Genomic DNA, 21094 nt, shown 5'->3' on the forward strand with positions numbered 1-21094 from the left:
GCGTAGTCGCCACCCGGCTTTTTTGTTGGCGTCAGAACAGCTCGTGCGTTTCGCCGTTATCAATCAATTCCGTACCCACCTCATGCACTGCCTGCGTGGTTGGCTGAGTGCCCTCGATGAAATACTCGGCACGGCTGTTACCGCCATTCGCGAGCTGTCCGGTACTGCGGTCGATATTCACCGTCACCACGCCCGGTGGAGGCGTTAGCGGCTGCTCTGGTACGCCCTCGAGAACGGCCTTCATGTATGCATCCCAGGCAGGTTGCGCACTCTTCGCGCCGCCTTCGTAACCGGAAATCTGATCTTTAATCGCGCCAGAGGCGGTCGTGCGCCCCAGATCGCGGCGGTGATCGTCAAAACCAATCCAGACGGAGGTGACAACCCCCGGGCCATAACCTGAGAACCAGGCATCTTTTGAACTGTTGGTTGTCCCGGTTTTGCCGCCGATGTCGTGGCGCTGCAAATCGCGGCCCGCTCGCCAGCCGGTGCCTTGCCAGCCCGGTTCACCAAAGATGTTGGTGTTCAGTGCGCTCTTAATCAGGAACGACAGCGGCGTGCTGATCACGTGCGGGGCATACTCCTGCGCGCCACTCTGGGCGACCAGCGCCTGATTGGCCTGTTCCAGCTGGGGCTGCGGCACCGCCAGATTCTGACGTTCCTGAGAGATCGCCACATCTTCCATATCCTTGTTTTCCAGGACATTGGATTTTGGCGTGTCGCCGTAAATCACCGGAATATCGCATTCAGGGCAGGCAATTTTCGGTTTCGCTTCAAACAGTACGCCGCCCTGATCGTTCTCGATTTTACTGATGAAATACGGATCGACCAGGAAGCCGCCGTTCGCCATCACCGAGTAGCCACGCGCAACCTGGAGCGGCGTAAAGGATGCGGATCCGAGCGCCAGAGATTCGGTATGAACGATGTTTTGCGCCGGGAAGCCAAAGCGTTGCAGATACTCTGCCGCATAATCCACGCCCATCGCACGCATCGCGCGAACCATGACCACATTCTTCGACTGGCCAAGGCCCTGACGCAGACGGATAGGGCCAGCGTATTGCGCCGGAGAGTTCTTCGGCTGCCAGTCAGAGCCCGCACCGGCATCCCAGCGGGAAATTGGCACGTCGTTGAGAATGCTGGCGAGAGTCAGCCCCTTATCCATCGCCGCGGTATACAGGAATGGTTTGATGTTCGAGCCAACCTGACGCAGCGCCTGGGTCGCGCGGTTAAACTTGCTCTGGTTGAAATCGAACCCGCCAACCAGCGCCATCACGGCGCCGTTCTGCGGATTGATGGAGACCAGCGCAGAGTTTACGTCCGGCACCTGCGCCAGCCACCAGGCATCACCGACCTGACGCACCCAGATTTGTTGTCCGGTTTGTACGACATCGGTCACTTTACGTGGCGTAGGCCCCTGAAGGGTGTCAGAACGGTATGGACGCGCCCAGCGGACACCCTCCATGCGCAGCGAAACGGATGTGCCATCGGCCATCATCGCCACTGCTTCCTGTGGATCGGCCTGGGTGACGACCGCCGGACGCAGCGGGCCATAGGTCGGCAGCGCTTTCAGGGAATCCGTGATTTTTTTACTGTCCCATGCGCCTTCACCCACTTTCCACAGCACGTTGGACGGGCCGCGATAGCCGTGACGCATATCGTAATCCATCACGTTATTACGCACCGCCTGCTGGGCAGCCTGCTGCACCTTGCGGGTCACGGTGGTATAGACGCGATAACCATCTTCATACGCTTTATCACCGTAGCGACTCACCATCTCCTGGCGAACCATTTCAGTAAGATACGGTGCAGAGAAGGCGATTTCCGGCGCATGGTAATTGGCGTCAATAACGTCGCTGCGCGCCTTATCGTACTCAGACTGGCTGATATAGCCTTCGCTCAACATACGCGACAGCACCACGTTACGGCGCGCGGTGGCGCGGTCCAGCGAGTAGAGCGGGTTAAACGTGGATGGCGCTTTTGGCAGGCCGGCAATGGTCGCCATTTCGCTCAGCGTGAGCTGATCGATCGGCTTACCAAAATAGACCTGAGCCGCAGCCCCTACGCCATAGGCGCGGTAGCCCAGATAGATCTTGTTGAGGTAAAGCTCAAGGATCTCGTCTTTGCTCAGCAGTTGCTCAATGCGGATCGCGAGGAACACCTCTTTGATCTTACGCATCAGCGTCTTTTCCGGGCTGAGGAAGAAGTTACGCGCCAGCTGCTGGGTAATGGTACTTGCCCCCTGAGAGGCATGACCGGAGAACAGCGCCACGCTTGCCGCACGGAAAATACCGACCGGATCGACACCGTGGTGCTCGTAAAAACGGCTGTCCTCGGTGGCGATAAAAGCCTTCACCATCACGGGTGGAATTTGATTTAAGGTCAGAGGGATACGACGTTTCTCGCCGTATTGCGCCATCAGTTCACCATCGGCGCTATAGACCTGCATAGGGATCTGAAGCCGCACATCACGAAGCGTGGCGACATCAGGGAGTTGTGGCTCGACATATTTGTACAAACCAATAATCGAGCCTGCTCCCAGCAGAATGCAACAGACTGCAAGGATCAATAAATACTTTACGAACTTCACCGGAGATTTCCCATTTGGTTTAGCCTGGGCAGTTTCTAAACAATCGCGCGGTAGTATAAAGGCAAGCCTGATTCATTGATATAGCCGTCACTCCGACGGGCGATAAGGAGATCGTGAAGCATGGCTTTTAAAACGTGGCAAACAGGCGTTCATATTCAACAGGATAAGGTGGTTGCGGTAGCGCTGACCAGAGAGCGGGCCGGCTGGCGTTTACGGCGCTGGTGGGCGGTACCGCTGTCGGACGGCGTTATCGGGGAAGGCAAAATACTTAAGCCAGAACAGCTGGTTAACGCATTACGTGGCTGGCGGAAAACATTGCCGCACTCGCATCGGGTATTTCTCTCATTTCCGGCGACGCGCGTTCTGCAACGCGCGTTGCCCCGTCCATCCGTTACCTTGCGTGACAGCGAACAGCTCACCTGGGTAGGCGCCGCATTAGCGCGTGAGCTGGAGATGCCCGCCGATACGCTCTGTTTTGACTACACGCAGGATACGTTCAGCAACACTTTTCAGGTTACCGCAGCGCAAAACAGAGAGGTCGATACCCTGTTGACGCTGGCGAACGCGCTGCGTTTGCGTCTGGCAGCAATCGCCCCGGATGCCGGCGCGCTGGCTAATCTTCTCTCTGCTGTTGCCCCCGCCCGGTGCGTCGCCTGGAGAGATCAACACCAGTGGCTATGGGCGATGCGTCACCAGTGGGGGCGGCGCTATACCACAGAAGCGGCGACGGTGAATGAACTGGCGGCGCTGCTTGCGCTTTCTCCTTCTGATATCGCCGTGTTTGATGCTGCCCGCGATCCCTGGGAAGCGGTGACGCTGTGCCAGCCGCCGTTGCCGGAATGCGGTGCTGATTACACCGTCGCCCTGGCGCTGGCCATGAGCGAGGCGCCGTAATGAGCATGCCCAATCTTTTACCCTGGCGTCGGCAGCAACGTAATCAGCGCCTGCGTTTCTGGGGGCTGCTGTTTGCTGGCTCATGGCTGGTGATGCTGGCGGGGAGTATCAGCCTGCGGGCGACGCAGACTCTCGCGTTACAGGCGTTGCAGAGCGAACTGGCCGGGACACGTGCGGTACAGAAAGTATTGAGAGCCCGTCAGCCGCAGTCAGCGGGGCAGAAAACCCCTTCGCTGCCGTCTGATCCGGCCTGGCAACCTGCGCTGGAGTCCCTTGCCAGCGCAATGCCCCGGCAGGCGTGGCTAACGGCGCTGCGTTATCAGCCACCCTCGCTGACCCTGACCGGCTATACCACCTCACTGCCAGCGCTCACCGCCATGACCGATGCCCTGAAAAGGGTGACGGGATTTAACCCCGGACCGGCAGGCGAAATGCAACAGGATAGCCAGGGGCGATGGATGTTCTCTTTTCAACTGCATAGCCGGAGGTAGCCCGTGGGTATCTGGTATCAACGCTGGACTGATGCACGTCCTTCCCGGCGCGTCCTTTGCTGGTTGATCGCATCGGGGCTTGTTGCGTGGGCAATTTGGGGACTGCTGCTCAGGCCCGCAGCTCTGCGCTACACCGATATTCAGGCGCAGGCCATCAGTGCGAAGCGAATTAACGCCTCGCTGTGGCCAGAGGCCGGACGGCGAGTAGTGGTTAGGCAAGTGACGCCCTCGCAGCCCTTTTCTCCCCTGGCTTTTCAGCGTGAGGGCGCAAGGCTGGTGTACTGGAAGCCGCAGCAGAGTGGGGGAGAGCTGGCGCTGGATGCCTCCTGGGGCGAGGTTCCGGCGCTCTTTTCCCGGCTGGCGCTTGAGAACGCGCGGGTGAGTGCGTTTTCCATCACCCCACAGGGCAAACAGTTACGCCTCAGCCTGCAACTGGAGATCGGTCATGCGCAGTAAAGCCCGTTTGCTGATCCTGCTTTCTCCGCTTTTCCTGACCGGGATGCGGGATCCCTTCTCTGTGCCGGAAGAGCGTTGCGCAGCCGGGCAGCTCAGCCAGTGGCGGTATCAGGGGGTAGTCAGCGGCAGCAGGGATATCGGCCTTATGCAGGACGGGCAGAAACGCTGGCACCGGGTAAAAACGCAGGTGCGGTTACCGACAGGCTGGCGGGTGAGCGCGATAGATAAACTACAACTGACCGTTGATGTCGGCGACATGTGCGAGCCGAAGCGATGGACATGGCAACGAGAAGGAACGAAAAAAAGTGAAGATAAGGATAGGGCTGTTACTGGCGGCACTCAGCCAGCCCCTGTGGGCCGCGACGCCAAAACCGGTCACCCTGCTGGTGGATGATGTCCCGGTGGTGCAGATATTACAGGCGCTGGTGGCGCAGGAGGAGCGCAATCTGGTGGTGTCGCCGGATGTCAGCGGTTCGCTTTCGCTGAATTTAACGCGGGTGCCCTGGAGACAGGCGCTTCAGACAGTAGTGAACAGCGCCGGGCTGGTATTGCGGGAAGAGGGCGGCATTTTTTATGTGCATACGGCGGCCTGGCAACGGGAGCAACAGACGCGTAAAGAGCAGGAGCGGGCCCAGCGTCTGCTTGACGCCCCGCTGCACTCTCACAGCATTCCGTTTGCTTATGCGGATGCAGCCGAATTGCAAAAAGCGGCAGAAAAGCTCTTAAGCCCGAAAGGCAGTCTCTCCGTCGACAAGCGCACCAACCGTTTCCTGGTCAGGGATAACCAGACGGTGGTGGATATGCTCCAGCGCTGGGCTGTGCAGATGGATCTGCCCGTCGAGCAGGTGGAACTGGCAGCGCAGATTGTGACCATCAGTGAAAAAAGCCTGCGTGAACTGGGGGTGAAATGGAACCTCGCTGACGCAACGGAGGCCGGTAAGGTGGGTCAGGTCACGACGCTGGGGGCGGACCTGTCGGTGGCCAGTGCAACCACCCACGCAGGGTTTAACATCGGGCGCATCAACGGCAGGATGCTGGATCTTGAGTTGTCGGCGCTTGAGCAAAAGCAGCAGGTGGATATCATCGCCAGCCCGCGGCTGCTGGCGTCGCACATGCAGCCGGCCAGCATCAAGCAGGGCAGCGAAATCCCGTATCAGGTTTCCAGCGGCGAAAGCGGGGCGACATCCGTTGAATTTAAAGAAGCGGTATTAGGCATGGAGGTCACGCCGGTGGTCCTGCCGGGTGGTCGCGTGCGCCTGAAACTGCATATCAGTGAAAATATGCCCGGCCAGGTGCTGCAACAGGCAGACGGCGAAACGCTGGCGATCGATAAGCAGGAGATCGAAACGCAGGTAGAGGTAAAAAGTGGGGAAACGCTCGCGCTGGGCGGGATCTTTTCGCAAAAGAATAAAACCGGACGCGACAGCGTGCCCGTGCTGGGCAACATTCCGTGGCTGGGTCAGCTGTTCCGCCATGACGGAAAAGATAACGAACGGCGCGAGTTAGTGGTGTTTATCACGCCACGTCTGGTCAGTATTCATTAATGGGTAACGATCCCCGCAATGATTTTGCATTCAGTTTGTTGCAGATGTTTGACGTGGGGCATGAATTAGCATACAAGGAGTACCGATTTGAGTTGGACTTACGTCTTATTTCCTTATGCGCCGGGAACGGTGATTTAATCAGTTGCCAAACAAGCCGGAGTATTGAGATAATTTTTCGTCTGACTCTCGCTCTATTGCAAATGAGGTTTCAGTTCATGTCCTGCTACGCCGGGTGTCTGCGCAGCGGGGATTACCATTAACGAATAGTCTTAGTAGTACCGAAAAAATGGCAGAGAAACGCAATATCTTTCTGGTTGGGCCTATGGGTGCCGGCAAAAGCACTATTGGGCGTCAGTTAGCTCAACAACTCAATATGGAATTTTACGATTCTGATCAAGAGATTGAGAAACGAACCGGAGCGGATGTGGGCTGGGTCTTCGACGTAGAAGGCGAAGAAGGTTTCCGTGACCGAGAAGAAAAAGTGATCAACGAACTCACGGAAAAACAGGGCATTGTGCTGGCAACTGGCGGCGGCTCTGTAAAATCTCGCGAAACCCGCAACCGTCTCTCCGCCCGTGGCGTAGTGGTCTATCTTGAGACGACCATCGAAAAACAGCTGGCACGCACGCAGCGTGATAAAAAGCGCCCGTTGTTGCAGGTTGAAACACCGCCACGTGAAGTTCTGGAAGCTTTGGCCGATGAACGCAATCCTCTGTACGAAGAGATTGCTGATGTGACCATTCGTACTGACGATCAAAGCGCTAAAGTGGTTGCAAACCAGATTATTCATATGCTGGAAAGCAACTGATTCTGGCTTTATATACACTCGCCTGCGGGTAAAAGCATTTAAGGTGGATGTCGCGTCATGGAGAGGATTACAGTTACTCTCGGGGAACGTAGTTACCCTATCACCATCGCGGCTGGTTTGTTTAACGACCCAGCTTCCTTCTTACCACTGAAAGCGGGTGATCAGGCGATGCTGGTCACCAACGAGACGCTGGCTCCGCTTTATCTCGACCGTGTACGTCACCTGCTTGAGCAGGCGGGCGTGAAGGTCGACAGTGTGATTCTGCCCGATGGCGAGCAGTACAAAAGCCTGACGGTACTGGATACCGTCTTTACCGCACTTCTGCAAAAACCGCACGGTCGTGATACAACACTGCTTGCCCTGGGCGGCGGCGTTGTGGGCGATCTGACCGGTTTTGCAGCCGCCAGCTATCAGCGCGGCGTGCGCTTTATTCAAATTCCAACCACGTTGCTCTCACAGGTCGATTCTTCTGTGGGCGGTAAAACGGCGGTTAACCATCCGCTCGGCAAAAACATGATTGGCGCGTTCTACCAGCCTGCCTCGGTGGTGGTGGATCTCGACTGTCTGAAAACCTTGCCAGCGCGCGAACTGGCGTCCGGCCTTGCAGAAGTGATCAAATACGGCATTATTCTTGACGGGGAGTTCTTCACCTGGCTGGAAGAGAATATGGATGCGCTGCTGCGCCTCGACGGGCAGGCAATGGCCTACTGTATTCGCCGTTGTTGTGAGCTGAAAGCAGAAGTCGTTGCCGCAGATGAGCGTGAAACCGGCTTACGTGCTTTACTGAATCTGGGGCATACGTTTGGTCATGCGATCGAAGCCGAAATGGGCTACGGTAACTGGCTTCACGGTGAAGCTGTCGCTGCCGGAATGGTTATGGCGGCGCGAGCCTCTGAACGTCTGGGGCAGTTCAGGCCGGAAGAGACAGCACGTATCATCGCGTTGCTTAAACGTGCTGGCTTGCCGGTGAGTGGTCCGCAGGAAATGTCTGCGCAGGCGTACCTTCCCCACATGATGCGCGATAAAAAAGTATTGGCAGGTGAGATGCGTCTGGTACTCCCGCTTGCAATAGGGAAAAGTGAAGTGCGCGGCGGAGTGCCGCACGAAGTCGTACTTGGCGCTATTGCTGATTGTCAGCAGGCGTAACAACTAGAAAGGTCAGACCGCTGTAACAGGTGGTCGTTTTAGCTTCAGGTAAATGCAGAGTCGTTGGCAGAAGCCTTTGAGTGGGGTGTTAAATGGATGAATTCAAACCAGAAGACGAGCTGAAACCCGATCCCAGCGATCGTCGTACTGGTCGTTCTCGTCAATCTTCAGAACGTGATAACGAGCCGCAGATCAATTTTGACGATGTCGAACTGGATGCAGACGATCGTCGCCCTTCGCGTAGCCGTAACGCGCGAAATGAGCGAGAAGACGAGGAGTATGAATCCGAAGAAGAGTTAATGGATGAACAGCCTGTTGAACGTCGTCCGCGCAAACGTAAAAAAGCGGTAGCGGCAAAACCGGCCTCCCGTCAGTACATCATGATGGGCCTTGGCGTTCTGGTGCTGGTCTTGCTGATTGTCGGCATTGGGTCCGCGCTAAAAGCACCTTCTACCAATTCTACCGAGCAGACGGCGTCTGCCGAGAAGAGCATCGACCTGTCTGGTAACGATGCGAGCAACCAGGCGAATGGCGCTCAGCCTGCGCCGGGCACCACTTCCGCAGAGCAGACCGCAGGTAACACCAGCGCTGGCCAGGATATCTCTCTGCCGCCTGTCTCTGCGACCCCGACTCAGGGCCAGGCGCCTGCGACGCCTGAAGGCCAGCAGCGTGTTGAAGTTCAGGGCGATCTGAACAATGCGCTGATGCAGTCGCAGAATCAGGAGCAGGTTAACGCTGCCGTGGTGAACTCCACGCTGCCAACTGAACCAGCCACCGTTGCGCCAGTTCATGGCAGCAATGCCCAGCAGCAAACGGCGACAACGGAAACCAAACCGCGCCAGACGCAGACTGCGCCACGCCAGGAGCGTAAGCAGGCTGTGATTGAGCCGAAGCGTGAGACGAAACCGCAAACCGTGGCAAAAGCGCCAGAAACGAAAGCGCCAGCGCAGACCAAACCTGCAGTGACCCAGCCGGTTAAAGCGCCAACGCCTGCGGCAACCACTGCACCGAAAGCAACGGCGACCACAACCGCGCCTGCTGCAACAACACCTGCGGCTCCCGCAGCCAAAACGGGCGCTGCATCAGGTAAAACGACGGGCAACGTGGGTTCTTTGCAGTCGGCCTCTTCCAGCAACTACACCCTTCAGCTGAGCAGTTCGTCTAACTATGACAACCTCAACGCCTGGGCGAAGAAATCGAATCTGAAAAACTACGTGGTTTATCAGACGACCCGTAACGGTCAACCGTGGTATGTGCTGGTGAGTGGTATTTATGCTTCCAAAGATGAAGCAAAACGTGCCGTTTCCACGCTGCCAGCCGACGTGCAGGCGAAAAACCCGTGGGCGAAGCCGATTCATCAGGTGCAGGCCGATCTGAAGTAATGTTTAAAGCGCAGGATGCTGTCGGAGCTTTCTCCACAGCCGGAGAAGGTGTAATCAGTTAGTCAGCATGAAAAAAAATCGCGCTTTTCTGAAATGGGCAGGGGGGAAATACCCCCTGCTCGACGATATTAAAAAGCACCTGCCGAAAGGCGAGTGTCTTATCGAGCCCTTTGTGGGTGCTGGATCGGTGTTCCTGAATACCGATTTTTCTCGTTATATCCTGGCGGATATCAACAGCGACCTTATCAGCCTCTATAACATCGTCAAACTGCGTACCGATGAGTATGTGGAAGAGGCGCGGAAGCTGTTTACGCCAGAGAACAACAACCCGGACGTCTACTATCAGTTCCGCGCTGAGTTTAATCAAAGCCAGGATCCGTTCCGTCGCGCGCTGTTGTTTCTTTATCTCAACCGCCATGGTTACAACGGTCTGTGCCGGTATAATCTGCGTGGCGAGTTTAACGTGCCGTTTGGCCGCTATAAGCGTCCCTATTTCCCACAGGACGAACTGTATCACTTTGCTGAAAAAGCGCAGAATGCCGAGTTCTACTGTCTCTCCTATGAAGAGTGCATGGATCTGGCGGGCGTAAACTCGGTGGTCTACTGCGACCCGCCTTACGCGCCGCTGTCTGCCACGGCAAATTTCACCGCCTACCACACCAATAGCTTCAGCCCGGCCGAGCAGGCTCGTCTGGCTGAGATGGCGGAAAAGCTGGTCAGCAAAAGAATTCCGGTGTTAATTTCGAATCACGACACGCCTGATACGCGCGAATGGTACAAAGCCGCGAAGCATTTTCAGGTAAAAGTGCGGCGTAGCATTAGCAGCAACGGCGGCACACGTAAAAAGGTGGACGAACTTCTGGCGCTTTATCGACCCTGAGCCTTTGCCCGCCGGTAAACACATTTCAAGGAGATGCGGATGAAACAGTTTTTGATTGCCCCCTCAATTCTGTCGGCCGATTTTGCCCGCCTGGGTGAAGACACTGCCAAAGCTCTCGCGGCTGGCGCGGATGTCGTCCATTTCGACGTTATGGATAACCACTACGTTCCCAACCTGACCATCGGTCCGATGGTGCTTAAAGCACTGCGTAACTACGGGATCACCGCGCCCATTGACGTGCATCTGATGGTGAAACCGGTTGACCGCATCGTGCCTGATTTCGCCGCGGCGGGTGCCAGCATCATCACTTTCCACCCGGAAGCCTCCGAACACGTTGACCGCACGCTACAGCTGATCAAAGAGAACGGCTGTAAGGCGGGACTGGTCTTTAACCCGGCGACCCCGCTGAGCTATCTCGACTACGTGATGGACAAGCTGGACGTGATCCTGCTGATGTCCGTCAACCCGGGCTTTGGTGGTCAGTCATTTATCCCTCAGACCCTCGACAAACTGCGTGAAGTGCGCCGCCGTATTGATGAGTCTGGCTATGATATTCGTCTGGAAGTGGACGGCGGCGTGAAGGTCAATAACATCGGTGAGATTGCGGCGGCAGGAGCGGATATGTTCGTCGCAGGCTCCGCCATCTTCGATCAACCGGATTACAAAAAAGTCATTGATGAAATGCGCCGTGAACTGGCGAAGGTAAGTCATGGATAAATTGCAGGCTATTCGGGGTGTAGCATTTGACCTCGACGGCACGCTGGTCGACAGCGCGCCAGGATTAACCCGCGCCGTCGATCAGGCGCTGTATGCCCTTGAACTCCCCGTTGCAGGCGAAGAGCGCGTCGTGACGTGGATTGGTAACGGTGCAGACGTGCTGATGGAGCGCGCGCTGTCCTGGGCTCGTCAGGAGCGTGCCTCTCAGCGTTCCGCGCAAGGTAAACCGAGTGTTGACCACGCGGATATTCCCCAGGATGAGCAGCAGCGTATTCTGCGCAAACTGTTCGACCGTTTCTACGAAGAGACCGTCGAAGAGGGTAGCTTCCTGTTCCCGGATGTCGCTGAAACGCTGAGCGCGCTACATGCCAAAGGCATCCCGCTGGGACTGGTGACTAACAAGCCGACACCGTTCGTTGTGCCTCTGCTGGAAGCGCTGGATATCGCGAAATACTTCTCCGTAATTGTGGGCGGCGATGACGTGCAGAATAAAAAGCCGCATCCGGAACCGCTATTGCTGGTGGCAGGAAAATTATCCTTAGCGCCTGCGGAGCTGCTCTTTGTCGGGGATTCCCGCAATGATATTCTGGCTGCCAGAGCGGCAGGTTGCCCGTCGGTTGGGTTGACCTACGGCTACAACTACGGTGAAGCCATTACGCTGAGTGAGCCGGACGTTGTGTTCGACCACTTCAAAGATTTGTTGCCCGCACTCGGGCTCTCGCACAGTGAACATCAGGAATTGAATAATGACTAAGCCCATCGTTTTTAGTGGCGCACAGCCTTCAGGTGAACTGACCATTGGTAACTACATGGGTGCGTTACGTCAGTGGGTGAGCATGCAGGATGACTACCACTGCATTTACTGCATCGTGGATTTGCATGCTATCACCGCGCGTCAGGATCCCGAGAAGCTTCGCAAAGCAACACTTGATACGCTGGCGCTGTACCTGGCGTGCGGTATCGATCCAGAGAAGAGCACCATTTTCGTTCAGTCTCACGTGCCAGAGCACGCGCAGCTGGGCTGGGCGCTGAACTGCTACACCTATTTCGGCGAGCTGAGCCGCATGACCCAGTTCAAGGATAAGTCTGCCCGCTACTCTGAAAACATCAACGCCGGTCTGTTTGACTATCCGGTGCTGATGGCGGCCGACATTCTGCTGTACCAGACCAACCAGGTGCCGGTGGGTGAAGACCAGAAGCAGCACCTGGAGCTGAGCCGCGATATTGCCCAGCGCTTCAATGCGCTTTACGGTGACGTGTTCAAAGTGCCTGAGCCGTTTATTCCGAAATCCGGTGCGCGCGTGATGTCGCTGCTGGAGCCGACCAAAAAGATGTCCAAGTCTGACGATAACCGCAACAACGTTATCGGCCTGCTGGAAGATCCGAAATCGGTGGTGAAAAAGCTCAAGCGTGCGGTGACCGACTCCGACGAGCCGCCAGTGGTGCGCTACGACGTGCAGAACAAAGCGGGCGTGTCTAACCTGCTGGACATTCTCTCCGGTGTGACCGGACAGAGCATCCCTGAGCTGGAAAAACACTTTGAAGGCAAGATGTACGGCCACCTGAAAGGCGAAGTGGCAGACGCCGTTTCCGGCATGCTGACCGAGTTGCAGGAGCGCTATCACCGTTACCGTAACGACGAAGCTTTCCTGCAAAAAGTGATGAAAGAGGGCGCGGAAAAAGCCAGCGCGCGCGCCTCCGAAACTCTGAAAGCGGTGTACGACGCGATTGGGTTTGTGGCGAAACCTTAAGCCGCTTTGTCGGGTGGCGCTTACGCTTACCCGGCCTACGGGACCGTGCAGGTCGGGTAAGGCGGAGCCGCCACCCGACAAAACTGACGAAACAAAAAAACCGGGACATCCCCGGTTTTTTTACGCCTGAAAAACGCTTACTGCTGTGCCGCCGGGCCGCAACCGCCGATGATCTTCGAAATGGAGATCGCCGGGTGAAGCAGGTAATCGTAGCTGCAATTATTTTTAGTATTTTGAACGTGACCGGTGCAGGCCGTCAGAGTTGATAACAGGCCGACCAGAACGGCAGCTTTTGCCAGTTTGAACATACGCATTCCTTGTCAATAAATCGAAAATTGGATGTAACACGAGGGAATAAATGGAAAAGTTCCATTATGCGGGCGGTATGTTATCGACTGAGGTAAGAAGGGAGTAGTCCGCTTAAAGACTACTCCCGGGAGAGATTATGCGTTAGTGGCTGGAGAACCAGTTCAGTTTTTCGCGCAGGGCTACCACGCGACCCACCACGATCAGCGCCGGGCTTTCAACCTGCTGCGCCAGCTCGCCCAGCTGCGTCAGCACGCCATCGACCACGCGCTGCGTAATGGCGGTGCCGTTTTCCACCAGCGCGACCGGCATATCTGCTTCCATGCCGTGCTCCAGCAGTTTCGCCTGGATCGTGGCTGCCTGATTTAGCCCCATATAGAACACCAGCGTCTGCTTTTCAGCGGCCAGATTATGCCAGTCCAGTTCGCTGCCGGTTTTCAGGTGGCCCGTCACCAGGCGCACGCTCTGGGCATAGTCGCGATGGGTTAACGGAATGCCGGAATAGGCAGAACAGCCGGACGCCGCCGTAATGCCCGGCACCACGGAGAACGGAATACCCGCGTTGCACAGGGTTTCCAGCTCTTCGCCGCCACGACCAAAGATAAACGGATCGCCACCCTTCAGGCGCACCACGCGCTTTCCTTTTTGCGCTTCCCGCAGCAGGATCTGATTGATCTCCTCCTGCGGCACGCAGTGATAACCTGCCCGTTTGCCGACGAACACGCGGTCAGCATCGCGGCGCACCAGATTCATGATGTCATCAGAGACCAGACGGTCATACACCACGATGTCCGCCTGCTGGATCTGCTGGAGACCCTTCAGCGTCAGCAGGCCCGCATCGCCGGGACCTGCGCCCACCAGCACCACTTCACCGCGATGGTCCAGCGGCTCGCTCAGGAGCTGTTCGGTCGTCTCTTCAACGGCTTTGGTGTCCTGATTGGCAAGGGACTGCGCCAGCCTGTCGTTGACAAAGAACTTCTCCCAGAAGCGACGGCGTTCGCCCACGGTTGCGAAGGTTTGCTTCACGCGGGAGCGCAGCTCCCCGGCGTATTGGGCAATCTGACCAAGATGCTGCGGCAGCACGGCTTCCAGTTTTTCCCGCAGCAGACGGGCAAGAACGGGCGAGCGCCCGCCGGACGACACCGCAATCATCAGCGGTGAACGGTCAATAATCGACGGCATGATAAAGCTCGCCTCTTTCGGCGCATCCACAACGTTACAGAAGATGCGGCGCGCTTCGCAGGCGTCGCTGACGCGCTGGTTAACGTCATCGTTATCCGTTGCGGCGATGGTCAGCCAGCAGGTATCCAGCAGGGATTCATCAAATTCGCCCTGCACCTGGGTGAGCATCCCTTCCTGCGCCCAGACGTCAAACTGTGGGGCAAAGGTGAGGGCGTTGACGGTCAGCCGGGCACCCGCCTCTAACAGCAGGCGTGCCTTGCGTTCAGCCACATCGCCGCCGCCCACGAGCAGGCAGTCGCGGTTGCGTAATTGACAAAAAATCGGCAGGTGATCCACGACGTTACCTCACAGCATTCATGGCGGGGGAAGAATTGACGTCAGGATAACAGCAGGAATCGTACAGAACATACGGTTTTTCCTGCCGTTACCCATAAGGGGTCATAAGCCTTTCCTATTGAAAAGGCGAGAGGTTACGCTTTCAGCTGCACCTCGCCGTCCTTCACGCGGACGTCGTAGTGTTTGACCGAGAAGCTTTCATCTTCCATGCAGAGTCCGTCGGTTAAGCGGAAGCGCTGCTTTTTCAGCGGGCTGGCAACCCACAGCTCGCCCTGGTGCTCCGCAATCAGACCGCGGGAGAGCACGCTGGCCTCGAAGAACGGGTCGATATTGCTGATGGCATAGACCTGTTCATCGTGGCGAGGGCGGAAAATCGCCACCTGCTCGTTGCCCAGCAGGGCACAGACGCCGGTTGCTGGCAGAATGTCGTTAATATTGCAGATGTTTACCCACTGGCTCATGCGTTTTCCTCCACCAGCATCACCGGAATACGTTCATACGGGGTCGCTGGACGATGCTGTTCACGCTCCGGCACCACCTGCACGTTCGGGTCGCGCTGGGTGCTGTTGATAAAGTGTTTGAAGCGCGTCTGCGCCGCTGGCGTGTTCACGGTTTCGGTCCACTCGCAGATCACCGCCTCGCGCAGGCGAGTCATCTCGGATTCCAGCTGTTCATTCAGACCCAGCTTGTCGTCGATAATGACCGACTTCAGGTAGTCGATGCCGCCTTCGAGATTATCCAGCCAGGACGCGGTACGGGTCAGCTTATCGGCGGTACGAATGTAGAACATCATGAAGCGGTCGAGGTATTTGATCAGCGTATCGCGATCGAGATCGGCGGCCAGCAGATCCGCGTGGCGAGGTTTCATCCCGCCGTTACCGCACACGTACAGGTTCCAGCCTTTCTCCGTGGCAATGATACCCACGTCTTTCCCCTGTGCTTCCGCACATTCACGGGTACACCCTGAGACGCCGAACTTCATTTTGTGCGGCGTACGGATGCCTTTGTAGCGGTTTTCCAGCTCTACGCCAAAGCCCACGCTGTCGCCCACGCCGTAGCGGCACCAGGTGCTGCCCACGCAGGTTTTCGCCATGCGCAGCGCCTTGGCGTACGCGTGACCGGTTTCAAAGCCCGCTTCAATCAGCTGACGCCAGATTTCCGGCAGGTCATCTTTCTGCGCTCCGAACAGGCCGATACGCTGGGAGCCGGTGATTTTGGTGTACAGGTTAAACTCACGGGCGATACGGCCCACGGCGACCAGCCCTTCCGGGGTAATCTCCCCTCCGGCAGAACGCGGGATCACCGAGTAAGTCCCGTCTTTCTGAATATTGGCCAGGAAGTTATCGTTGGTGTCCTGAAGCGGAGTATGTTCTGGTTTGAGCACATATTCGTTCCAGCAGGACGCCAGCAGAGAACCGACGGTAGGCTTACATACTTCACAGCCATAGCCCTGGCCGTGTTTCTCCAGCAGTTCGTCGAAGGACTTAATGCCTTCCACGCGGATCAGGTGATACAGCTCCTGGCGAGAGTAAGCGAAGTGCTCGCACAGGTTGTTGTTCACTTCAATGCCCTGTTTTGCCAGCTCGGCGTTCAGCACCTGAGTGACCAGAGGAATACAGCCGCCGCAGCCGGTCCCGGCTTTGGTTTCCGCCTTCAGCGCCGCAACGGTGTGGCAGCCTTTGTTAATGGCGGAGATCAGCATGCCTTTGGTCACGTCGAAGCAGGAGCAAATCTGCGCGCTGTCCGGCAGTTTATCCACGCCGATGGACGGCTTACCGCTGGAGGCGTGCGCCGGGAGGATTAGCGCGTCCGGGTTCTCCGGCAGCTCAATGGCGTTCAGCACCAGCTGGAGCAGGTTACCGAAGTCGCTGGTATCACCCACCAGCACCGCCCCGAGCAGGGTTTTGTTGTCCTGGCTGACGATGAGGCGTTTGTAGACTTCTTTGCTTTCGTCCAGATAAACATAGCTGCGGGAGTTCGGGGTGCGGCCATGCGCATCACCAATACCGCCCACGTCCACGCCCAGCAGCTTCAGCTTGGCGCTCATGTCTGCGCCGGTGAAGGCGTTTTCGCTGCCGAGGATATGGTCAACGGCGACCTGCGCCATTTTATACCCTGGTGCAACCAGACCGTATACGCGGTTATTCCAGCTGGCGCATTCGCCGATGGCGTAGATATCCGGATCGGAGGTCTGGCAGGTATCGTTGATCATGATCCCGCCGCGCTGCGCAACGGCCAGACCGCACTGGGTGGCCAGCTTGTCGCGCGGGCGAATACCGGTGGAGAAGACGATGAAATCCACTTCCAGCTCGCTGCCGTCGGCAAAGCGCATGGTTTTACGCGCTTCGGTGCCTTCCTGCACGATCTCTTTGGTGTTCTTGCTGGTGTGAACCTTCACGCCCATGCTTTCGATTTTACGGCGTAGCTGGTCGCCACCCATATGGTCCAGTTGTTCCGCCATCAGCATCGGGGCAAATTCGATGACGTGGGTTTCAACGCCGAGGTTTTTCAGTGCGCCTGCCGCTTCCAGACCCAGCAGACCACCGCCGACAACCGCGCCGCGTTTGCTTCGACGTGCGCAGGATTCAATGGCGTTGAGGTCTTCAATTGTACGGTAAACGAAGCAATCCTGGGTTTCCGACCCTTTAATAGGCGGGATCCACGGATACGAGCCCGTCGCCATGATCAGCTTATCGTAAAAAACCGTACGTCCGGCGCTGGAGTGGATCACTTTCTCCTGACGGTTGATGGTGATAGCGCGTTCGCCCACCAGCACTTTTACGCCATGCTTCTCGTAGAACCCTTCACGCACCAGAGATAGCTCTTCGGCGGTATGGTGAGAGAAGTAGGAAGACAAGTGCACACGGTCGTACGCCTTGCGGGGTTCTTCACAGAACACGGTAATATCGAACTGCTCAGCATCGGCTTTATCGAGAAGATCCTCAATAAAGCGGTGGCCGACCATGCCGTTACCGATGATAGCGAGTCTGACTTTGCTCATTTTTGCCTCGATTTCTTTTCTATTACTGCCTACCTTAACGATTCAGCAGGGGCACTTATTGATGCAAATCAAATACGCCTTCACCTACCCCTTAGTGGGTATATCTATGATTTGTCAGGATTTTTATAAGTGACGGATATTGTTTGATTTTTGTGCTTGCTTATTTTTTGCACAAATGTAGTGGTGTTTTTTACCCATTGGCGGGCAGGGCGGGTGAGCAGGGGAAAACCCCTTTGCAGTACGCAAAGGGGTTACGGCGATTAGTGGGTAGCTGTTGCCGGGTTGTGTTGACGGTGACGGGTCACAAAGCCCAGCACGAAGCACATGATGAACACCACGGCGTACAGACCGTTAGCGGTATGCAGCGCCGCCAGCGGGCCGCTGTGCGCAACAATCGGGCCCGTGACCACGAAGGTCAGCATGGTGCCGATGGTGCCGCAGGTCAGCACGAAGTTCACCAGCTTTGGCGAGGCCACTTTGGTCTGAAGAGAGCCAAGGGTGATGATCGAGGTGTAAATCGCACTGGAGAAGAAGCCCAGGGTCAGGATGAACCACGGCATATGCTCCGGGGAACCGTTGATGAACAGATACATCAGCACGGTCGCCAGACCCGCCAGAACGGTCAGGATCCGTTGCAGGTCGAAGAAGCGCAGGATAAAGCTAAACGCCCACATGCCGAACATGTAAGACATCCAGAAATCGCTCACCAGTTTACCCGCATCGCTCAGGCTCATGCCCAGACCTTTCGCGTATTCAGGAACCCAGGAGATAAAGCCCAGCTGGCCGAGGATATAACACAGCGCGGCGATGGAGAGGAACAGTACGCCGATACCCCATTTTTCTTTCGCAACCGGCTCGGACGTAGTCTGCGCTTTTTTGCCCAGCACCGGGAACTCGCAGCCGAAGGTGAGAACAAAGATCGCGACATAAACCAGACCAATGCAGGCGTACACCCAGTACCACTCAATGCTGCGCGCCAGAAGATATGCGGCGACCATCGGGAAAATCATCCCGGCCATGCTGAAGAAGGAGTCGGTGAACAGCAGACGCGCGCCGCGCTGGCGGCCTTCATACATATGCGTAATCAGGAACGTACCGATCGACATGGTGATCCCGCTCACCAGACCCAGCACGAACATGGCGGCAGAGAAGAGGGCGATGCTGTGGCTCAGCATCAGGCCCGCCACGGCGGCAACCATCAGCACGAAGCCGAAACGCAGCTGCGTTTTCAGCGGCACGATTTCCATCAGCCAGGCATTAAGGAAAATAGAGATCAGGATCCCCGCGTTCAGGAAGGTGAATGTGTTACTCATGCTGGAAACGGGCAACTGGAAGTAGTCTGCGATATTTCCCATCACCATCCCGGTGACGATCACCAACGCGCCGGTCAGGGCGTAAGAGAAGAAGCTGATCCATGTGAGCTTGATGCGATTGCTGTTAGTCATGTCTGGCCTGTTAAAAGTAAAGAAAAACGCAATGACTGCGTTTGACCGGGCAGATTTTAGTCGCGAAAGTGATCTAATTAAATCTTTTCAGAAAATTTTGAGCACAATTGCAGGATTTAACGTGATGCAGATCACATTACGTTGCGGGGTGAACAATCGTTTGCGCGGTAATAATTGTTTCAATTTGGTAAAATTAGGTAAAAGACTGGTCTGGGTTCATACTGCTCTTTAGAATCAAGCCATTCGCTTTTTATACTGCGCTTTGTTAAGGAATTCTCATGCTCAAATCAACACTGGCGGCTGTCGCAGCTGTGTTTGCTCTTTCTGCCGTTTCCCCTGCTGCGCTGGCAGCCAAAGGAGACCCTCACGTCCTGCTGACTACCTCTGCGGGGAATATTGAGCTGGAGCTGGATAGCCAGAAAGCCCCTGTTTCGGTGAAAAACTTCCTCGACTACGTGAACAGTGGTTTTTATAACAACACCACGTTCCACCGCGTGATCCCGGGCTTTATGATTCAGGGTGGCGGTTTTAACGAGCAGATGCAGCAGAAACAGCCCAACCCGCCCATCAAAAATGAAGCAGACAACGGCCTGCTGAACAAGCGCGGCACCATCTCCATGGCGCGTACGGCGGACAAAGACAGCGCCACCAGCCAGTTCTTCCTCAACGTGGCTGATAACGCCTTCCTGGACCACGGTCAGCGCGACTTTGGCTACGCGGTGTTTGGCAAAGTGGTGAAAGGCATGGACGTTGCGGATAAGATCTCTCAGGTTCAGACTCACGATGTCGGTCCATACCAGAATGTGCCGACTAAGCCTGTCGTCATTCTCTCCGCGAAAGTGCTGCCGTAACGTTCCCTTACACGGGCACATCTTGCCCGTGTCTTTCCACCCTCCCTGCGAAAGCGCGTTTTGCTGCTTATACTTGTGACAAACGGACTATTCAGGGAGGCGTAGTGAAAAAACTCACCGACAAGCAAAAATCCCGTCTCTGGGAGCAACAACGTAAGGTCAATTTTCAGGCCAGCTGCCTCCTTGAAAAAGGCAAGGGTCCCGCTGAACCCGATATCGAGACGCTGGAACTGGGGCCTTCCGCTCCGGGTTTACCCCATCTGTGTCTTATTCACCGCCATTTATTCCGCAACGAAATGAAAGGCGCGGGCGAGCTGCGCACCGCCGATATTTCTAAGGGCGACATTCCTTTTTGCCATTTCGAGTACATCGAGAAAGTGGGTAATGAGCTGATGGCTTCGCTGGAAAGTGATAAATATCTGGTGGGCCTTCAGAAAGAAGAGTTTACAGACAGAATCAGTCATTACTACTGTGAAATCAACATGCTACATCCGTTTATGAGCGGTAATGGCGTGGCCCAGCGGATCTTCTTTGAACAACTGGCTATTCATGCGGGCTATGTGCTGAACTGGCAGGGGATCGACCCGAACGACTGGGCAGCCGCCAATCAGAGCGGGGCAATGGGGGATTTGACCGCCCTGAACGCCATCTTTGCCAAAGTTGTGAGCGAAGCGCGGGAATCTGCGTAAAATAGGGCGGCCATTTTTTCAGGAGCCGCCATGATTCTGCTGATTGATAACTACGATTCCTTTACCTGGAACCTTTACCAGTACTTTTGTGAGCTGGGGGCAGAGGTGGTTGTCCGCCGTAACGATGAGATCGCGCTGGCTGACATTGACGCGCTGGCACCCCAGAAAATCGTGATTTCGCCGGGGCCGTGTACCCCTTCGGAGTCTGGTATCTCGCTGGAGGCGATCCGCCACTATGCGGGCAAACTGCCGATTCTGGGCGTCTGCCTGGGTCATCAGGCCATTGCGCAGGTCTTTGGCGCCACCATTGTCCGTGCCGCGAAAGTCATGCACGGCAAAACCTCTCCGGTCACGCACACCGGTACCGGCGTATTCCTGGGGCTAAACAATCCGTTAACCGTGACGCGCTACCATTCTCTGATCATTGATCCGCCGACCCTGCCGGCCTGCTTTGAGGTCACCGCCTGGAGCGAGACGCAGGAGATCATGGGCATTCGTCACCGTGAGTACGATCTGGAAGGGGTGCAATTCCACCCGGAAAGCATTCTCAGCGAACAGGGGCACGCGCTGCTGGCCAATTTCCTTAATCGCTGAATATCTGTTGCCTTGTTGTGATTTTTTATGCATATTT

General features: G+C 56.3%; 21 protein-coding genes. 15 read left to right on the plus strand and 6 right to left on the minus strand.

From position 1 onward, the window contains the following. Positions 1–31 precede the first annotated feature (31 nt). Positions 32–2584, minus strand: coding sequence for a peptidoglycan glycosyltransferase/peptidoglycan DD-transpeptidase MrcA (gene mrcA, locus ACOTX5_RS14110; RefSeq protein ID WP_017693864.1), 2553 nt, complete (start codon positions 2582–2584; stop codon positions 32–34). Between the two features lie 120 nt (positions 2585–2704). Between mrcA and pilM the strand changes: the two genes are divergently transcribed. The 12 genes from pilM (at position 2705) to trpS (ending at position 12653) form a co-directional block, all read left to right on the plus strand. Beyond that, positions 2705–3478 (plus strand): pilus assembly protein PilM, encoded by a 774-nt coding sequence (gene pilM, locus ACOTX5_RS14115; protein ID WP_058687098.1) that lies wholly within the window; start codon positions 2705–2707, stop codon positions 3476–3478. Then, a complete protein-coding gene (locus ACOTX5_RS14120) occupies positions 3478–3969 on the plus strand; it encodes a PilN domain-containing protein (protein ID WP_045910896.1) in 492 nt (163 codons plus the stop codon). The genes pilM and ACOTX5_RS14120 overlap by 1 nt, the downstream gene beginning before the upstream one ends. A 63-nt stretch (positions 3970–4032) precedes the next feature. Then, positions 4033–4425: a DNA utilization protein HofO gene (locus ACOTX5_RS14125; protein ID WP_216674626.1), complete on the plus strand. Its 393-nt coding sequence runs from the start codon at positions 4033–4035 to the stop codon at positions 4423–4425. Beyond that, positions 4415–4819 carry a HofP DNA utilization family protein gene (locus tag ACOTX5_RS14130; RefSeq protein WP_045341820.1) on the plus strand — a complete coding sequence of 135 codons (405 nt, stop codon included), beginning with the start codon at positions 4415–4417 and terminating at the stop codon, positions 4817–4819. The genes ACOTX5_RS14125 and ACOTX5_RS14130 overlap by 11 nt, the downstream gene beginning before the upstream one ends. Then, positions 4731–5969 carry a DNA uptake porin HofQ gene (hofQ, locus tag ACOTX5_RS14135; protein WP_045348067.1) on the plus strand — a complete coding sequence of 413 codons (1239 nt, stop codon included), beginning with the start codon at positions 4731–4733 and terminating at the stop codon, positions 5967–5969. Before ACOTX5_RS14130 ends, hofQ begins: the two co-directional genes overlap by 89 nt. Before the next feature lie 286 nt (positions 5970–6255). Beyond that, complete coding sequence (gene aroK, locus ACOTX5_RS14140; RefSeq protein WP_003861630.1) at positions 6256–6777, plus strand: shikimate kinase AroK; 522 nt, start codon at positions 6256–6258, stop codon at positions 6775–6777. Between the two features lie 57 nt (positions 6778–6834). After that, entirely contained in the window at positions 6835–7923 is a 1089-nt protein-coding gene (gene aroB, locus ACOTX5_RS14145; RefSeq protein ID WP_003861631.1) for a 3-dehydroquinate synthase, read from the plus strand. 92 nt (positions 7924–8015) lie between these two features. Then, complete coding sequence (gene damX / locus ACOTX5_RS14150; RefSeq protein ID WP_045142195.1) at positions 8016–9305, plus strand: cell division protein DamX; 1290 nt, start codon at positions 8016–8018, stop codon at positions 9303–9305. A 67-nt stretch (positions 9306–9372) separates the two neighbouring features. After that, a complete protein-coding gene (gene dam, locus ACOTX5_RS14155; RefSeq protein WP_015571432.1) occupies positions 9373–10185 on the plus strand; it encodes an adenine-specific DNA-methyltransferase in 813 nt (270 codons plus the stop codon). 39 nt (positions 10186–10224) lie between these two features. Next, a complete protein-coding gene (gene rpe / locus ACOTX5_RS14160) occupies positions 10225–10902 on the plus strand; it encodes a ribulose-phosphate 3-epimerase (protein ID WP_003861634.1) in 678 nt (225 codons plus the stop codon). After that, positions 10895–11656: a phosphoglycolate phosphatase gene (gene gph / locus ACOTX5_RS14165; RefSeq protein ID WP_045910894.1), complete on the plus strand. Its 762-nt coding sequence runs from the start codon at positions 10895–10897 to the stop codon at positions 11654–11656. Before rpe ends, gph begins: the two co-directional genes overlap by 8 nt. Then, a complete protein-coding gene (gene trpS, locus ACOTX5_RS14170; RefSeq protein ID WP_015571430.1) occupies positions 11649–12653 on the plus strand; it encodes a tryptophan--tRNA ligase in 1005 nt (334 codons plus the stop codon). Before gph ends, trpS begins: the two co-directional genes overlap by 8 nt. Before the next feature lie 137 nt (positions 12654–12790). Here trpS and ACOTX5_RS14175 read toward each other — a convergent pair whose 3' ends face one another. The 5 genes from ACOTX5_RS14175 to tsgA all read right to left on the minus strand — a co-directional run bounded on the left by ACOTX5_RS14175 (position 12791) and on the right by tsgA (position 18923). Beyond that, a complete protein-coding gene (locus tag ACOTX5_RS14175; protein ID WP_008503029.1) occupies positions 12791–12961 on the minus strand; it encodes a YhfL family protein in 171 nt (56 codons plus the stop codon). Positions 12962–13103: 142 nt separating this feature from the next. Continuing rightward, positions 13104–14477 carry a siroheme synthase CysG gene (cysG, locus tag ACOTX5_RS14180; RefSeq protein ID WP_040118178.1) on the minus strand — a complete coding sequence of 458 codons (1374 nt, stop codon included), beginning with the start codon at positions 14475–14477 and terminating at the stop codon, positions 13104–13106. Positions 14478–14611: 134 nt separating this feature from the next. Further along, on the minus strand, positions 14612–14938 hold the full coding sequence (gene nirD / locus ACOTX5_RS14185; RefSeq protein WP_015571429.1) for a nitrite reductase small subunit NirD: 327 nt from the start codon (positions 14936–14938) through the stop codon (positions 14612–14614). Beyond that, positions 14935–17478 carry a nitrite reductase large subunit NirB gene (gene nirB, locus ACOTX5_RS14190; protein ID WP_017384160.1) on the minus strand — a complete coding sequence of 848 codons (2544 nt, stop codon included), beginning with the start codon at positions 17476–17478 and terminating at the stop codon, positions 14935–14937. Before nirB ends, nirD begins: the two co-directional genes overlap by 4 nt. 260 nt (positions 17479–17738) lie before the next feature. Further along, positions 17739–18923, minus strand: coding sequence for an MFS transporter TsgA (gene tsgA / locus ACOTX5_RS14195; protein ID WP_045910893.1), 1185 nt, complete (start codon positions 18921–18923; stop codon positions 17739–17741). Positions 18924–19201: 278 nt separating this feature from the next. Between tsgA and ppiA the strand changes: the two genes are divergently transcribed. From ppiA to pabA, 3 genes are all read left to right on the plus strand, one after another. Beyond that, positions 19202–19774 (plus strand): peptidylprolyl isomerase A, encoded by a 573-nt coding sequence (gene ppiA / locus ACOTX5_RS14200; RefSeq protein ID WP_003861649.1) that lies wholly within the window; start codon positions 19202–19204, stop codon positions 19772–19774. Between the two features lie 104 nt (positions 19775–19878). Beyond that, positions 19879–20463 (plus strand): putative adenosine monophosphate-protein transferase Fic, encoded by a 585-nt coding sequence (locus ACOTX5_RS14205; protein WP_026080671.1) that lies wholly within the window; start codon positions 19879–19881, stop codon positions 20461–20463. Between the two features lie 30 nt (positions 20464–20493). Continuing rightward, on the plus strand, positions 20494–21057 hold the full coding sequence (gene pabA, locus ACOTX5_RS14210; protein ID WP_017384162.1) for an aminodeoxychorismate synthase component 2: 564 nt from the start codon (positions 20494–20496) through the stop codon (positions 21055–21057). The last annotated feature ends 37 nt before the right edge of the window (positions 21058–21094 follow it).

Origin of the sequence: Enterobacter cloacae complex sp. IR5441 (assembly GCF_049238215.1) — a bacterium.
In the GTDB taxonomy this organism is placed as follows: Bacteria; Pseudomonadota; Gammaproteobacteria; order Enterobacterales; family Enterobacteriaceae; genus Enterobacter; species Enterobacter hormaechei_C.